Here is a 15,325-nt window from a genome sequence, read left to right on the forward strand (position 1 = left end):
GGCCGTCTCCCCCACAGCCCCGGGACCGTAACGAGCCCCGGTTCCTCCTCCCCTTTCAGGAGCCGCACCATGAAGTCGCCCACGGCACTCCCCATACCCACGACCAGCACCAGGCGCCTGGCGGTCTCGTCAGTCGCCGTCGTCCTGACCGCCCTGGCCACGACCCTGATACCGGCCGCCCCCTCCCAAGCCGCGGACACCGGCGTCACTGTCGACTTCGCCAACGCCGGAGGCGCCCCCACCTACCGCGCCTCCGGAATGATCTACGGCATGACGCCGAACGGCTCGCTCCCGCAGGATCACTTCTTCAAGGACATCAAGTGGCACTTCATGCGGGCAGGCGGCGCCCAGCTCAACAAGGGGGGCTATGCCACCAGCCTTGCCGAGTACCAGACCCGTTGGAACGCCACCCTCGCCCAGTACAAGCGCACCGCCGCCCTCGGCGGCACCTTCGTGCTCCTGCCGCACGACCTGTGGGGCGCCGACAGCACCACCAACGTGGGCTGGCCCGGTGACAACGGCGACTGGACGCGGTTCGACGCCTTCGTCACCCAGCTCGTCAACGACGTCAAAGCCAACAACATGACGGTCGAGTGGGACCTGTGGAACGAGCCCGACGGCCGCGGCTTCTGGGGCGCCTCACAGAGCCAGTACCTGCAGATGTGGTCGCGGTTCTACGCCCGCGTGCGGGCGGCCTTCCCCAACCAGCTGATCGTCGGCCCCAGCATCGCGAACCAGCCCGTCTCCTCCAACACCTGGTGGACCACCTATCTCGACTACGTCAAGGCCCACAACGTCGCTCCCGACATCTACAGCTGGCACGACGAACCAGCCGACCCCGTCCCGGGCACCGCCGGCGCCAACGCCACCCTCGCCGCCGCGGGCCTGACCAACACCCGCCCGTACCAGATCAACGAGTACGCCGCGTACTCCCAGCAGAACCCAGGCGGCGGTGCCTGGTTCATCGGCCGCCTGGAGCGGGCGGGCGCCGACGGCCTGCGCGGCAACTGGGCTTCCGGCACCAACCTGCATGACGATGAGGCCAATCTGCTGACCAGGAACAGCTCCGGTCAGTACCTGCCGCTCGGCGAGTGGTTCATGTACCGCTACTACGGCTCCCAGACCGGCAACATCGTCAACCTCGTCCCGGGCAGCAACACCGACGGCCTTGCCACCAAGGACAACGCCGCGAAGAACGCCAAGGTGCTGCTCGGCAGCAACGGCAACACGGGCAACGTCACCGTCAACCTCACCGGCCTGGGCACCACCTCGGTGGTGGAGAGCGGCAAGGTCCGTGCGGTCGTCCAACGCGTCCCCCACAACAACGGCGCCGCGGTCGCGGGCTCGGAGACGATCGCCGACACCACCCTGACGGTCAGCAACAACGCGGCCTCGGTGAGCCTCCCCTGGAGCAACGCCAAGGACGGCTACACCATCACCCTCCTTCCGCCGTCCAACACCACCGTGTCCACGGTCGCCGTGAGCGAGAACAGCGGCCAGTGCCTGGACGACACCAACCTCAGCACCGCCAACGGCACCCAGTACCAGCAGTGGGACTGCGAGGGCGGCTACCAGCAGATGCTTGACCTCAAGCCGGTGAGCGGCAAGACCAACACCTACACCGTCGTCAACGAGCACAGCGGCAAGTGCCTTGACGTGTCCGGGGCTTCCACGGCGGACGGCGCCGCCGTCATCCAGTACACCTGCAACGGCGCCACCAACCAGCAGTTCACCCTCAACCCCGTCACGGCGCTGGGCAACAGCAAGGACTACCAGCTGTCCGCCGTCCACAGCGGGAAGTGCGTCGACGTCAGCAACGTCTCGACCACGGCCGGGGCGCTGATCCACCAGTGGACCTGCGACCCGGCGAGCGCCCTCGGTACCAAGAAGAACCAGATCTGGCGCCTACAGGGCAAGGGCTGACACCCGGGGCAGCGTCACTTCTGCCGAGCGGGAGTGCCGCCGAGGGCGGTGAGGGCCGCGTTGTACGCCGACTTCTTGTTGCCGCCGCTGTCGAAGAGCAGTGGCTTCTCTCCGGTGCGCCAGGAGTCCGTGTCCCTGATTCCCCATACGGTGATGCCGGTGCAGCGTGCGACGTTCATGCAGGCCCTCACCGTGTTCGCATACGCCGTCGGCGGTGCCTGGGCGATGTCGAGTTCGGTGATCTGGACGTCGACGCCCAGGGCGGCGAAGTTCGCCAACGTGGTGCCGAAACTCGCGGGCGGGCCGCTGGTGCCGAAGTGGGCCTGGAAGCCGACGCAGTCGATGGGTACGCCCCGCGCCTTGAAGTCGCGGACCATGCGGTAGACGCCCTGGGTCTTGGCGCTGTTCCAGTCCTCGATGCTGTAGTCGTTGTAACAGAGCTTGGCCGACGGGTCGGCCGTGCGTGCTGTGCGGAAGGCCGTTTCGATGAAGCCGTTGCCGAGGAGGTTCTGGAAGACGGAGGGACGATGCTGTCCGCTGCCACCGTCCGCGAAGGCTTCGTTCACCACGTCCCAGGAATGGATCTTGCCTTTGAAGTGGGTCATCTGCCGGGCGATGTGGTTGTTCATCACGCCGCGCAGGGTGGTGGCGTCGGGGATGGCGCCGACCCAGCCGGGCAGTTGGGAGTGCCATACGAGGGTGTGGCCTCGGAGCTTCTGTCCGTGCGCCAGGGCGTGGTTGACGATCTGGTCGGAGGGGCCGAAGTTGAACGATCCCCGGGACGGTTCCGTGGTGTCCCACTTCATCTCGTTCTCCGGCGTGATCCTGTTGAACTCGCGGTCCAGGATCGTCGTGTACGTCCTGTCGTTGAGCTTGTGGGCCGCAACGGCCGTCCCGAAGTACCGTCCGGACTGGGCGGCTTGGGCGCCCAGGGCGGAGGCCCGGACGGCAGGGGGCGTCGCGGTCGCCGTGCCGATCGACACCAGGGTGGTGGCGGCCAGTATGCCCAGCAGGCAGGCGCGGCGTGAGCTGGATCGGTGTGGGTGCTTCATGGCTCTCCGTAGGTTGTTGGGTGGCTGGGGGTGTCCGTGACACCGCGACTCGCGCCGGAATCGGTGGCCGGGATGACCGGCGCGCTGTCGGCGGTTGACGCGCCTTGATCGAGGCCGGAGTTGGGAGCGCTCCCAGAAGATGCCGTCCGTGGTGGATCGCGTGCGTACCGGGCCCGTGAGGGGAAGGGGCGTCAGGCGGTGGTGCAGGGGGTGCCGTTGAGGCTGAACCCGGTCGGGAGGGAGGTGTTGCCGGTGTGGGTGGCCTGGAAACCGAAGGAGGTGGAGGCGCCGGGGGAGAGGGTGCCGTTGTAGCTGAGGTTTCCGGCGGTGATCCGACCGGTGGCCGGGGTGAGGGAGGCGTTCCAGCTACTGGTCACGGTCTGGCCGGCGGGCAGGGTGAAGGCCAGGGACCAGCCGTTGACCGTGGACGAGCCGGTGTTGGTGAGGGTGATGTCCTCCGTCAGGCCGGTGTTCCAGGCATTGACCGCGCCGGTCACCTTGCAGGAGGCGCCCGGGGTGGGGGAGGGGTCGGTGCCGCCGCCGAGGGCGTTGGCGGAGGCGGCGTAGGCGGGCTTCGGCCGGTAGTTGGCGTCGTACAGGGTGGCGGCGCCGTAGCCGGGGAAGGTGCCGGGGATCCAGGAGTCCGCGTCGCCGACGCCCCACTGGGTGATGCCCACGCAGCCGGTGACGGCCAGACAGGTGTTGATCACGGCGGCGTAGTCGTTCGCCTGCTGGGCGAGACTGGCGGCGGTCGCCGGGAGCTGGATGCGGTCGTCGAGCTCGGTGATCGCGACGTTGACGCCGAGAGCGGTGAACCGCTGGAGGTTGGCCTTGAAGGTCGAGGGGACCTGGCCGAGGATGAAGTGGGCCTGGAAGCCGACGCCGTCCAGCGGGACGCCCTGACTCTTGAGCGACTTCACCAGGTTGTACATGGCGTCGCTCTTCGGGTTGAGGCCCTCGATGTTGTAGTCGTTCAGATACAGCTTGGCGTCCGGGTCGGCGGCGCGCGCGGTGCGCAGCGCGTCGGCGACGAAGCCGCTGCCCATGGCGTTGTAGAAGGCGTCGGTGCGGAAACTGCCGTCCTCGTTGAACGGCTCGTTCACCACGTCCCAGGCGTAGAGCTTGCCCTTGTAGTGGGTGACCTCGTTGGTGATGTGGTTCTCCATCGCGGCCTTCACCTGCGCGCCGGGAAGGCCGCTCACCCAGGACGGGAGCTGGTTGTGCCAGACAAGGGTGTGGCCACGCAACTTCATCGAGTGGGTCTGGGCGAAGGAGACGAGCCTGTCGGCGGGGCCGAAGTTGAAGCTGCCCCGCGAGGGCTCGGTGGTGTCCCACTTCATCTCGTTGCCGGGGGTGAGCATGCCGAACTGACTGCCGGCGACGGCGGTGAGTGCGGAGTTGTTGAGGTCGCCCTGGGTGATGGCGGTACCGAAGTAGATGCCCTTCGCCTCGGCGAGCGAGCGCAGGCTGGTGTCCGCCGCGCCGGCCTGGCCGGTGGGCAGCAGGGTGGCGGACAGGGCTGCGACTGCGGTGACTGCGGCGGCGCTGAAGGCGCGCCGGGCATGGGTGGGGCGGGGAAGGCGGAGCGTCCGGACTGACACCGGCGTGGTCCTTTCTCTGTGAGGGAAGAGACGGGACGTGCGGTGGGGCGTGGAACGCGGACCGCGCGGAGGGACCGGGTGGTCGAAACTTTCGGTCCATCCGCCGATTCAGTCGGTGACCCTAGAGCCGGGCTGATGCTCCGTCAACCGTTCGGGACGGTGTCTGTGGCGGGGCGGTGCTGCTCCGCTCGACCAGGCTGGTGGCCAGGTCCACCCGCAGGGCGCCGGGCCGGGTGCCCCGGGCGAGGTCGATCACCATGCGGGTGGCGACCTCGGCCATCTCGGTCAGCGGCTGGCGGACGGTGGTGAGCGGAGGGCCGACCCAGCGGGCCAGCGGCAGGTCGTCGAAGCCGACCACGCTGAGATCCGCGGGGATGCGCAACCCCAGCTCACGGGCGGCCTCGTAGAGCCCGAGGGCCTGCAGGTCGTTCCCCGCGAACACCGCGGTCGGCCGGTCGGGCAGGCTCAGCAGTTCCAGACCCACCCGGTGGCCGGCCTCGTGGTGGAAGTCGCCGTCGCGGACCAGCTCCGGGTCGTACGCGATGCCTGCCATGTCGAGCGCCGCCCGGTAGCCGTCGGCCCGGGCCCGGCTGCACATCATCCGGCCCGGCCCGCCGATCAGGCCGATCCGGCGGTGGCCGAGGTCGAGCAGGTGGCGGGTGGCCGCCAAGCCGCCGTCCCAGTTGGTGGTGCCGACGGCGGGCACCCCCTGGCCGGGGTCGCCGGCCGGGTCTATCACCACGAACGGGATGTCGCGGCCGGCCAGTTGTTCCTGCTGGGAACGGTCCAGGCCGGACAGGACCAGGAGTACGCCGGTGGGGCGACGGGCGAGCACTCCGTCCACCCAGGACTGGCCGGGGGTGAGCCGCCCGGAGGACTCCGAAAGGACGATGCTCAGCCCCTCCTCGCGCGCCACGTTCTCGACGCCGCGGATCACCTCCATCGCCCAGACGCTCTCCAGCTCATGGAAGACCAGTTCCAGCAGCGGGCTGCTCTGGGTGCCGCGCCGCCGCCGGTAGCCGTGGCGGCGCAGCAGCTCCTCGATCCGTTCGCGGGTGGCCTGGGCGACGTCGGCCCGGCCGTTGAGGACCTTCGAAACAGTCGGGGCCGAGACCCCTGCCTCCTGCGCGATCTCGGCGAGCGTCGCGGCTCTGGTCACGAACTCCTCCTGCACTGCCCTGGTGGGCGGATTGCGCTCTGGGTGGCCGACGGCACGGATGCTAGCCGGTCGGCCGGGTCGGACCGGATCCGGCCAGAACTCTTGACGGGCCCCGAGGGGTGGTCCTAGCTTTCCCACAACATTCGCCACATTATCCGAAACATTCGAATGATAGGCAGGGTATGGGATCGAGATTCGCCGCGATCGCTGCGGCCACCGCACTCGTCCTGGGCACGACCGCGGCGTGCGGATCGGGTGACTCCTCCTCCGACGCGGGCTCCGGGACGATCCACGTGATGGTCTACGGCGACGCCACCAACAAGGTCGAGAAGCAGATCGCCGAGACCTTCAACAAGACCTCCAAGGTCAAAGTGGTGCTCGACACCGTGCCCGGCGCGGACTACCAGCAGAAGCTGCAGACCGTCATCAGCACGCCGCATGCCCCGGACGTCTTCTTCAACTGGGGCGGCGGCTCCATCCAGCCCTTCGTCAAGGCCGGTCTGCTGCTCCCGCTGGACGACTTCATAGCCAAGGACCCGGGACTGAAGAGCAACTTCCTGCCCTCGGTGTTCAACTCGGCCGTCGTGGACGGCAAACCGTACGGCGTGCCGATGCGCGGTACCCAGCCGGTGCTGCTGTTCCACAACAAGAAGGTGCTGGCGGACGCCGGCCTGACCCCGCCGCGGACCTGGGACGAGCTGATCGCCGCCACCAAGGCGCTCAAGGCCAAGGGCGTCACGCCGATCGCGCTCGGCGGCGGCGACCAGTGGCCCACCCTGATGTGGTTCGAGTACCTGTACGACCGGATCGGCGGGCCCGGCCTGCTGCAACGGGCGGTGAGTGGCGACCGGGCCGCCTGGGCGAGCGAGGACAGCCGCAAGGCGCTGGCCGCCATCAGGGAATTGGCCGACTCCGGCGCGTTCGGCAAGAACTTCGACTCCGTCAAGTTCACCGACGGTGGCTCCCCGGCCCTGGTGGCCAAGGGCAAGGCGGCCTTCGAACTGATGGGCTCCTGGTACTACTCCACCCAGCAGGACGCCAACCCTGACTTCGCCAAGTCCGGCCTCGGATACACCGGCTTCCCCACGCTGAACGGCGGCAAGGGCGACCCGGCCGACGTGGTCGGCAACACCAACAACTTCTACTCGGTGCTGAAGAAGACCAAGCACCCGGAGGCCGCTGCCGCCTTCCTGAAGCTGATGTACTCCGAACAGTTCGTCAAGGCGCAGCTCGCCGTGGGCAACCTGCCCACCACCGTCAACACCGTCGACTTCCTCGACACCGCCGCCAGCCCCGCGTACTCCAAGTACCAGTACGAGCTGGTCAAGGCCGCGCCCTCGTTCCAGCTCTCCTGGGACCAGGCGTACCCGCCGAGCGCGGCCACCCCGATGCACACCGCCATCCAGCAGTACTTCGACGGCAAGCGCGATGCCGACGCCTTCATCAAGGCCATGCAGGCCTTGCCCACGTCATGACGCGGGCCCCGAAGTCCGGCGCGGGTGTGGCGCGGCCGGGCTTCGCCTGGGCGGCGCCCGCCGCGGTGTTCTTCCTGCTGTTCGCGATCGTGCCGCTGGTCCTGGTCGCCGTGCTCTCCTTCACCAGCTGGGACGGCATCACCGAGCCGCACTTCAACGGCCTGGACAACTGGGTCGCGCTGATCCACGACCCGGTGATGGGCCAGTCGGTGTGGACCACGCTGCTGCTCACCGCGCTCGGCGTGCTCACCCAGACGCCGGTCAGCATCCTGCTGGGGGTGTGGGCCGCCGGACACCAGCGCAACCGGGCCGTGCTCTCGGCGGTCTACTTCGTACCGCTGCTCCTGTCGGCGACCGCCGTGTCCGTGGTGTGGCGGGCCGTCCTGGACCCCAACTTCGGCGTGCCCTCCCAACTGACCTGGCTGTTCGGCGACGGCAACCTGCTCGGCAGCCGCAACGGAGCGCTCGGGGTGCTCACCTTCGTGGGGGTGTGGCAGTTCACCCCGCTGCACGCACTCATCTACCAGGGCGGTGCCCGGGCCATCCCCCAGGTGCTCTACCAGGCCGCCGCGGTCGACGGGGCGGGCACCGTCCGGCAGTTCTTCCACATCACCCTGCCGCAACTGCGCAACACCATCATCACCTCGATGGTGCTGATGGTGGTCGGCGGACTCACCACCTTCGACACGGTGCTGATCCTCACCCAGGGCGGCCCCGGCACCGACACCACGGTCAGCGCCTTCTACATGTACCAGAAAGCCTTCAAGAGCTATGACTTCGGTGCCGCGTCGGCCATCGCCCTGGTCCTGGTGGTCGTCGCCACCCTGATCTCCCTGGCCGTGGTCAAGTTCTCCGGGTACGACCGGATGCGCGGCACGGCGGAGGGCCTGTGATGCGCGGACGCCCCAACTACCTGGCCGGTTTCGGCTCGTTGATCTGGCTGCTGCTGGTCGGCCTGCCGCTGTACGTGCTGCTGCTCGCCACCTTGCGCACCCGCTCCGACTACTCCACCGAGGGCCCGCTGAGCCTGCCCGCACAGTGGACCCTGCGGAACTACCTCACCGACCTGTCCAACGGCTTCGGCCGGGACTTCCTCAACACCCTGACCGTCACCGCCAGCGTGGTCGCCCTCGTCCTGCTGGTCGTCCCGCCGCTCGCGTACGCCATCGTACGGGCCCGGGGCCGCGCCACCGGCTGGGTGTTCCGGCTGTTCCTGCTCGGCCTGGCGATCCCCGCCCAGGCGGTGATCGTGCCGATGTTCTACCTGATCAGCAAGGCCGGGCTCTACGACCACCTGATCGGTGTCATCCTGCCGACCGCCGCCTTCTGCCTCCCGGTCTGCACCCTGGTCCTCACCGGCGCGATGCGTGACATCAGCCCCGAGCTGTACGAGGCGATGGCGATGGACGGCGCCTCCCCGGGCCGGATCTTCCGGCAACTGGTGCTGCCGCTGTCCAAGGGCGGCCTGTCCTCCATCGTGGTCTTCGCCGCCCTCCAGGCGTGGAACGGCTTCCTGTTCCCGCTCATCCTCACCCAGTCCGAATCCACCAAGGTCATCACCCTCGGCCTGTACGAGTTCCAGACCGAACACGGCGTCGACGTACCCGGACTGCTCAGCGCCGTGGTCCTGTCCATGCTGCCCATCCTCGTCGTCTACCTGTTCGCCCGCCGCGCCCTCGTTCAGGGCCTGACGGGCGTGGGAGGAAAATGAGCGCCACCCCGCCCCCCGTCCCGGACGGCGTGCCCGCCTGGCGGGACGCCACGCTTCCCCCGGAGGCCCGGGCCGACGCCCTGATCGCGGCCATGACCCTGCGGGAGAAGACCGCGCAGCTGATCGGCGTCTGGGTCGGTGCCAGCGACGAGGGCGGTGAAGTCGCCCCGCACCAGCACGAGATGGAGGCCCCGCCCGACCTCGACACCCTCCTGCCGTACGGGCTCGGCCAGTTGACCCGTCCCTTCGGCACCGCACCGGTCGACCCGGCGCTCGGCGCCCTCTCGCTCATGCGAACCCAGCGCCGGATCGTCGCCGCCAACCGGTTCGGCATCCCCGCCCTGGCCCACGAGGAGTGCCTGGCCGGCTTCGCCGCCTGGGGCGCCACCGCCTACCCCGTGCCCCTTTCCTGGGGTGCCGCCTTCAACCCGGCACTGGTACGGCGGATGGCCGCCGCCATCGGCCGCGACCTGCGGGCCGTCGGCGTACACCAGGGCCTCGCGCCGGTCCTCGACGTGGTGCGCGACGCCCGCTGGGGACGGGTCGAGGAGACCATCGGCGAGGACCCGTACCTGGTCGGTACCATCGCCACGGCCTACGTCCAGGGCCTGGAGTCGGCCGGGATCGTCGCCACCCTCAAGCACTTCGCCGGGTACTCCGCCTCCCGCGCCGGACGCAACCTCGCCCCTGTCTCCATGGGCCCGCGCGAACGCGCCGACGTCATCCTGCCGCCGTTCGAGATGGCCGTCCGCGAAGGCCGTCCCCGCTCGGTCATGCACGCGTACACCGATACGGACGGTGTCCCCGGCGCCGCCGACGAGACCCTGCTCACCGGACTGCTCCGGGACACCTGGGGCTTCACCGGAACGGTGGTCGCCGACTACTTCGGCATCGCCTTCCTCAAAACCCTGCACGGCGTCGCCGAGGACTGGCCGGAGGCCGCCGCCCTGGCCCTCACCAGCGGAGTCGACACCGAGCTGCCGACCGTGAAGACCTTCGGGCAGCCCCTGCTCGACGCCGTCGCCACCGGGCTCCTCCCGGAGCGGCTGATCGACCGGGCGCTGCACCGGGTGCTCGTCCAGAAGGCCCAACTCGGTCTGCTGGACCCGGACTGGGATCCCGTGCCCGACGTCCTCAGCGACACCGACCCGAGCGAACCGGAGGCGCTGCGCGGCACGGTCGACCTCGACAGACCCGCCAACCGGGCCCTCGCCGCCGAACTCGCCGAACAGGCCGTGGTACTGCTGCGCAACGACGGTCTGCTGCCGCTGCGCGACCCCGCCCGGATCGCGTTGATCGGCCCCAACGCCGACGAACCCACCGCCGTGCTCGGCTGCTACGCCTTTCCGGTGCACGTGGGCGGCCAGCACCCGAAGGTGCCCCTCGGCATCGAACTGCCCACTCTGCGCGAGGCGTTGCAGGTCGAGTTCACCGGGAGCGAGGTGCGGACGGTGCGCGGGGTGGCCGTCGACGGCGAGGACACCGACGGCATCGCGGAAGCGGTCCACGCCGCTCGGCAGGCCGACGTGGTGGTGCTGGCCCTCGGTGACCGGGCAGGCCTGTTCGGCCGGGGCACCAGCGGCGAGGGCTGCGATGCCGAAACGCTCGAACTTCCCGGCGCCCAGGGCGAGCTGCTGGACGCGTTGCTGGACTGCGGCACTCCGCTCGTGGTCACCCTCCTGGCCGGGCGGCCGTACGCGCTGGGGCGCGCGGTGAGCGAGGCTGCCGCGATCGTCCAGTGCTTCTTCCCCGGCGAGGCGGGCACACAGGCGGTGGCGGGCGTGCTGAGCGGACGGGTCAACCCGTCCGGGCGGCTGCCGGTCAGCATCCCCGCGCACCCCGGTGTCCAGCCGTCGACATACCTTGCCGCGCGGCTCGCCCAGGCGAGCGGTGTCTCCAGCACCGACCCGACACCCGCCTACGGATTCGGACACGGGCTCGGCTACACCGAGTTCACCTGGTCGGGGCTGTCGGTGGAGACCGACGAGACCGGCACCGACGGCGAGTTCCGGCTCTCCTTCGACCTGCGCAACGTCGGCGGGCGTGCGGGCAGCGAGGTCGTACAGCTGTACCTGCACGACCCGGTGGCGAGCGTGGTGCAGCCGGTGCAGCGGCTGATCGGCTACCGGCGGATCGAGCTGGACGCGGGCGCCGGGTGCCGCGTGGAACTGGCGCTCCCCGCCGACCTGGCCTCCTTCACCGGCCTCGGGGGCCACCGGATCGTCGAACCGGGGGCGCTGGAACTACGGATCGCCGCCTCCAGCACCGATGCCCGCTTCACCGTACCGCTGCGCCTGACGGGCCCTGTCCGCCCGCTCGACCACACCCGCCGCCTCCACCCGACCGTCACCGCGCGCGTTCTGCCCACGGCGACCGCCGACACGGGGAGGAGGAGGTGAGCCGGTGTAGCCGTGCCGGAGGTGGGCCGGACGGGGCCCGCCGCCCCTTTCCTTCTGTCAACCTGCGACGAAGACCCGTACGTCCCAGGCACCCAGGGAGACCGGCCCGCCGGCGGGCACCGGGGTGCCGTCCAGCACGTCGGTCAGATCCACCGGCGCCTGGGCCTCGGCGGGCTGCCCGCTCCAGTTGTGGACCACGTGGACCCGGCGACCGTCCGGGGACGTTCCCGTGGTGGCGGTGACGGAGACGGGCAGGTCGGGCCAGCCGCTCACCGGAACGGAGGCGAGCCAGACGGCCAGCGCCCGGGCCAGGCCGCGTCCGGGGACGGTGCCGACGCAGGTCACCCGGCCGGCGCCATGGGCGCGGGTGGTGACCGCCGGCCAGCGCCCGAAGTGCGGATGGTCGTACCCGGCGAGCACCGTGGCGTCGGTGGCGGTGAGGCCCTCCACCCAGCGGGTCGCGGTCGCGTCGGCCGGGAGCTTCAGCGGGCTGTCGGGGGCGGCGCGCAGAGAGAGGTCCGAGGACAGGTTGCTGAACTCGTCGTACCACGCGCCCGCTGCGGCCGTGAGGCGCGGCGGGGCGCTCTCGTGGCGCGCCCGGGCCTCGTGGTCGGCGTAGCCGGTGCGGGGGCCGAGCACGAGGTGGCCGCCGGACTCTGCGTAGGCCGTGAGCCAGTCGAGCAGCGAGTCCTCGGCGAGGTACAGCGCGGGGACGAGCAGCACGGGGTGGCGCCTGGCGGCCACGTCGGGCGCCACCCCCTCGCGCTCGCCCCGGGCGTCGTGCAGCTGGCGGGCGTGGAGGATCCGCACCTGCCGGCCGGTCTCGAAGGCGCCGCGGTAGAAGGGGTCGAAGATGCGGTGGTAGGACGTCGGGTCAGCGCTGCCGTCCGCCTTCGCCAGCGGCGGGTACTTCTGCATCAGCCACTTGCTGGGCATCGAGTAGACCATCGCGATGTCGGCGTCGGGCTCGATCCCGGCGACCAGCGACCCGGCCGCCTCGAACTCGGCTCCCAGTCGGGCGAGTTCGGCGTACACCCGGCCGGGCTTGCCGCTGTGCGGCAGGATGCCGCCCCAGTACGTCTCGGTGCCGTAGTGCAGGGTGTGCCAGTGCCAGTACTCGATCATCCACGCGCCACGGGAGACGAGTGCCCAGGCGGCCTGCCGCCATTGGCCGTCGTAGGCGGGCCGGTTCTCCGAAGTGCCGCCGATGGCCTGGGCGTTGGTCTCGGTGACGAGGAACGGCTCCTGGCGGGAGGAGAAAATGCGGTCCGCGCTCTGGTAGAGGGCCCAGACGCCAGTGGACTTCCAGCCCTGTTCGTGGTCCTCGGGGGTGGGGTCGGGCAGCGCGAGGGCGTCCTGCATGTCGTAGTACGGGTTGCCCGCGGTGACGTCCAGGGCGTCGGTCAGCTCGTCGTCCTCCAGCGCGGGGTGGCCGTAGTGCAGGCAGGTCGTGACGAACTGCCCGGGGCGGGCGTACTCGCGGACGATCTCGGCCTGCCAGGCGATGAACTCGCTGGTCTGCCGCGCGAGGAAGGCTCGCCATGCGACGTCGTACTGCGGCTGGGCGTTGCCGTCGGGCGTCCACAGGTCGGACCAGTCGGTCAGCCGGTGCGACCAGTAGACCAGTCCCCACGCGCGGTTCAGGGTCTCCACGTCGCCGTACGTCTGCCGCAGGTCGTCGACGAAGCGCTGGAAGACGCCCCGGTTGTGCGGCAGCCGGCAGCCGGGCTCGTTGTCGACCTGGTAGCCGATCACGGCCGGGTGGCCGGCGTAGCGGGCGACGATCCGGCGCACCACCCGCTCGGCATGGTGGCGGAAGGCCGGGTGGGAGAAGTCGACCTCCTGGCGGCCACCCCAGGGGGTGCGCTGCCCGGTTGCCGTGTCGGCGGCGATCTCCGGGTACTGCCGGGCCAGCCACGGCGGCACGGCGTAGGTGGGCGTGCCGAGGACGACCGCGATGTCGCGCTCGTGGGCGGCGTCGAGGACCGGGGCCAGCCAGTCCAGGTCGAACCGGCCGTTCTCCGGCTCCCAGGTGGACCAGACCGACTCGCCGACCCGGATGACGGTGAACTTCGCCTCCGCCATCAGGTCGAGGTCTTCCTTGAGCCGCTCGTACGGCTGGTACTCGTGGTAGTAGGCGGCGCCGAACAGCACACGCGGGGGCAGCGGGACCATGGGTGCACCTCGATATATGAGGGAGCCCCGGCCGCCAGGGGCGGCAGCCGGGGCGGGGAGGACTTCGGTCAGGAGGCGGTGCCGGTCACCGTCGTGCCGGACTTGGTCACCTGGTAGGTCACCGTGGTGCCGCTCCAGTAGTGGAAGGTGAGCGTCGCCGGCACGCCGTCCTTGAGGGACTTGAGGAAGTCGGCGGTGAGGGTGGTCGTGTTGGCGTCGTACTTGGGGGCGAAGGAGTAGCCGAACTGCTGGTACGGCGTCCAGGCGGCCGGGCCGGCGTTGGTGCCGTCGGCGTACTTGGCCTCCATGGTGGCCAGCAGGTCACCGTTGAACCGGCTGGGAATGTCGAGCGAGGCGTCGGTTCCGGTGGCGTTCGACAGCTGCGGCTTGTCGGAGGTGTTCACGTGGAGCCGCCACGGCACCCCCTGGGAGAACCAGACCTCCACGGTCGCGTTGACGCCGAGGTGACGGTCGCCTGCCAGCCGGGTGAGCGCGTCCGCTGTCAGCGTGAGCTGGTTGTCCTTGATCGTGTAGTCGGGGCCCTCGCGCAGCGGGGTGTTGCCGTGCCAGACCGTCAGGGGCTGGGTGCCGTTCGGGTTGAGGGTGACCGTCTGGGCCTTGATCGGGCCGGCCTTCGGCAGGAAGAGGTTGTCGGTGGAGGCGGTGCCGGAGCGGGTCTGCCAGGACTGCTTGATGAGGTTCATCAGCTCCGGGTCCCGCCACTTCAGGTCGGCGCGGTTGAGGAAGGAGAAGTCGTCCCACAGGGCGGTGGTGACACCGCTGATGCGGGCCTGGTAGCCCAGCTCCTCGTAGTACTTCAGCATCTCGCCGCGCTCGACGTAGCCCTCGGTGGGCCGGGTGAGCAGGCCGTACTCGCCCAGGTAGACGGGGACGCCCTTCGAGATGAAGGTGTCGCGCATCCGGGCGAAGGAGTCGAGCATGTCCTTGCGGGTGTCGGCGGTGTACGTGGTGTAGCCCGCGATGTTCACGCTGAACGGCCAGAAGCTGTAGTAGTGCACGGTGGCGACCAGGTTGCGGTCGTGCAGCGAGTTGATCGTCTTGGACAGGTCGTCCATGAGGGGCTGGGTCCCCGAGCCGCCCTGGGTGGGCAGTATGAGCAGACGGTCCTTGTTCTTGCCGCCGGACTTGCGGACGATGGAGTGGAACGAGGTGTTGAGCTCGTTGAGGTACTGGGTCTTCTGGGCGTCGGTCGCGTTGTTGAAGACCGGCTCGTTGATGCTCTCCAGGAGCAGCTTGCTCGGCTCGTCCTTGAAGGTGGTGGCGATCTGCCGCCAGGTCGAGTTGAACCGTGCCATGACGCCGTCGTGGTTCGTGGAGATGTCGGCGACCCACTTCCACGAGTCGTGGTGCACGTTGAGGTCGACGTAGAGGCCGTCCTCCAGGGCCCAGTCGACCACCTGCTTGACCCGTTTCATGTACGCCGCGTCGATGGTGTAGGGAGCGGTCTCGGACTGATGGGGGTACCAGCTGACGGGAATGCGGATGCTGCGGAAGCCCTCGGCCCGGATGTGGTCGATCAGGGCCTTGGTGGTCAGCGGATTGCCCCAGGAGGTCTCGTCCGGGATCGCGTCCAGGGTGTTGCCCAGGTTCCAGCTGGGCTGCATCTGGGCCACGGCGTCCATCGCGCGGCGCGGCGCCTTGCCCGTGGCCCCTTGGGAGTGTGCCGGGTCGGCCGGTGCGGCGATGGCGGTGCCGCAGGTGACGCTGCCGGTGGTGGCCAGTGCCACGACGAGGCCGGCCGTCCGGACGAGCCGGCGGCTGCGCGGGCGCGTGGTCTGCTGTGGGTCGTTCACGGTCGTCCCTTTCGTG

The 15,325-nt window shown here is 69.8% G+C and carries 9 protein-coding genes and 1 pseudogene; 5 read left to right on the top strand and 5 right to left on the bottom strand.

The window, feature by feature from the left end:
* Positions 1-69: 69 nt before the first annotated feature.
* Positions 70-1,923 (top strand): RICIN domain-containing protein, encoded by a 1,854-nt coding sequence (locus tag AB0G17_RS01260; protein ID WP_361374216.1) that lies wholly within the window; start codon positions 70-72, stop codon positions 1,921-1,923.
* A 26-nt stretch (positions 1,924-1,949) separates the two neighbouring features.
* Here the strand turns inward: AB0G17_RS01260 and AB0G17_RS01265 are convergent.
* The 3 genes and pseudogenes from AB0G17_RS01265 to AB0G17_RS01275 all read right to left on the bottom strand — a co-directional run.
* Positions 1,950-2,975, bottom strand: a pseudogene (locus AB0G17_RS01265) (endo-1,4-beta-xylanase); the annotation flags it as partial.
* A 191-nt stretch (positions 2,976-3,166) separates the two neighbouring features.
* A complete protein-coding gene (locus AB0G17_RS01270; RefSeq protein WP_361374218.1) occupies positions 3,167-4,576 on the bottom strand; it encodes an endo-1,4-beta-xylanase in 1,410 nt (469 codons plus the stop codon).
* Positions 4,577-4,697: 121 nt separating this feature from the next.
* Positions 4,698-5,735: a LacI family DNA-binding transcriptional regulator gene (locus AB0G17_RS01275; protein ID WP_361374220.1), complete on the bottom strand. Its 1,038-nt coding sequence runs from the start codon at positions 5,733-5,735 to the stop codon at positions 4,698-4,700.
* Between the two features lie 182 nt (positions 5,736-5,917).
* Between AB0G17_RS01275 and AB0G17_RS01280 the strand changes: the two genes are divergently transcribed.
* From AB0G17_RS01280 to AB0G17_RS01295, 4 genes are read left to right on the top strand one after another with little or no spacing between them, the layout of a single operon-like run.
* Positions 5,918-7,210 carry an extracellular solute-binding protein gene (locus tag AB0G17_RS01280; protein ID WP_361374222.1) on the top strand — a complete coding sequence of 431 codons (1,293 nt, stop codon included), beginning with the start codon at positions 5,918-5,920 and terminating at the stop codon, positions 7,208-7,210.
* A complete protein-coding gene (locus AB0G17_RS01285) occupies positions 7,207-8,103 on the top strand; it encodes a sugar ABC transporter permease (RefSeq protein ID WP_361374224.1) in 897 nt (298 codons plus the stop codon). The genes AB0G17_RS01280 and AB0G17_RS01285 overlap by 4 nt, the downstream gene beginning before the upstream one ends.
* Positions 8,103-8,921: a carbohydrate ABC transporter permease gene (locus tag AB0G17_RS01290; protein ID WP_361374226.1), complete on the top strand. Its 819-nt coding sequence runs from the start codon at positions 8,103-8,105 to the stop codon at positions 8,919-8,921. Before AB0G17_RS01285 ends, AB0G17_RS01290 begins: the two co-directional genes overlap by 1 nt.
* Positions 8,918-11,320, top strand: coding sequence for a glycoside hydrolase family 3 N-terminal domain-containing protein (locus AB0G17_RS01295; protein WP_361374228.1), 2,403 nt, complete (start codon positions 8,918-8,920; stop codon positions 11,318-11,320). The genes AB0G17_RS01290 and AB0G17_RS01295 overlap by 4 nt, the downstream gene beginning before the upstream one ends.
* Before the next feature lie 57 nt (positions 11,321-11,377).
* Here AB0G17_RS01295 and AB0G17_RS01300 read toward each other — a convergent pair whose 3' ends face one another.
* Together AB0G17_RS01300 and AB0G17_RS01305 are read right to left on the bottom strand one after the other, a co-directional pair.
* A complete protein-coding gene (locus AB0G17_RS01300) occupies positions 11,378-13,495 on the bottom strand; it encodes a beta-galactosidase (protein ID WP_361374230.1) in 2,118 nt (705 codons plus the stop codon).
* Positions 13,496-13,563: 68 nt separating this feature from the next.
* Positions 13,564-15,309: a cellulase family glycosylhydrolase gene (locus tag AB0G17_RS01305; RefSeq protein ID WP_361374232.1), complete on the bottom strand. Its 1,746-nt coding sequence runs from the start codon at positions 15,307-15,309 to the stop codon at positions 13,564-13,566.
* Positions 15,310-15,325 lie beyond the last annotated feature (16 nt).

This window comes from Streptomyces sp. NPDC023838, from assembly GCF_040639555.1.
Lineage (GTDB): Bacteria > Actinomycetota > Actinomycetes > Streptomycetales > Streptomycetaceae > Streptomyces.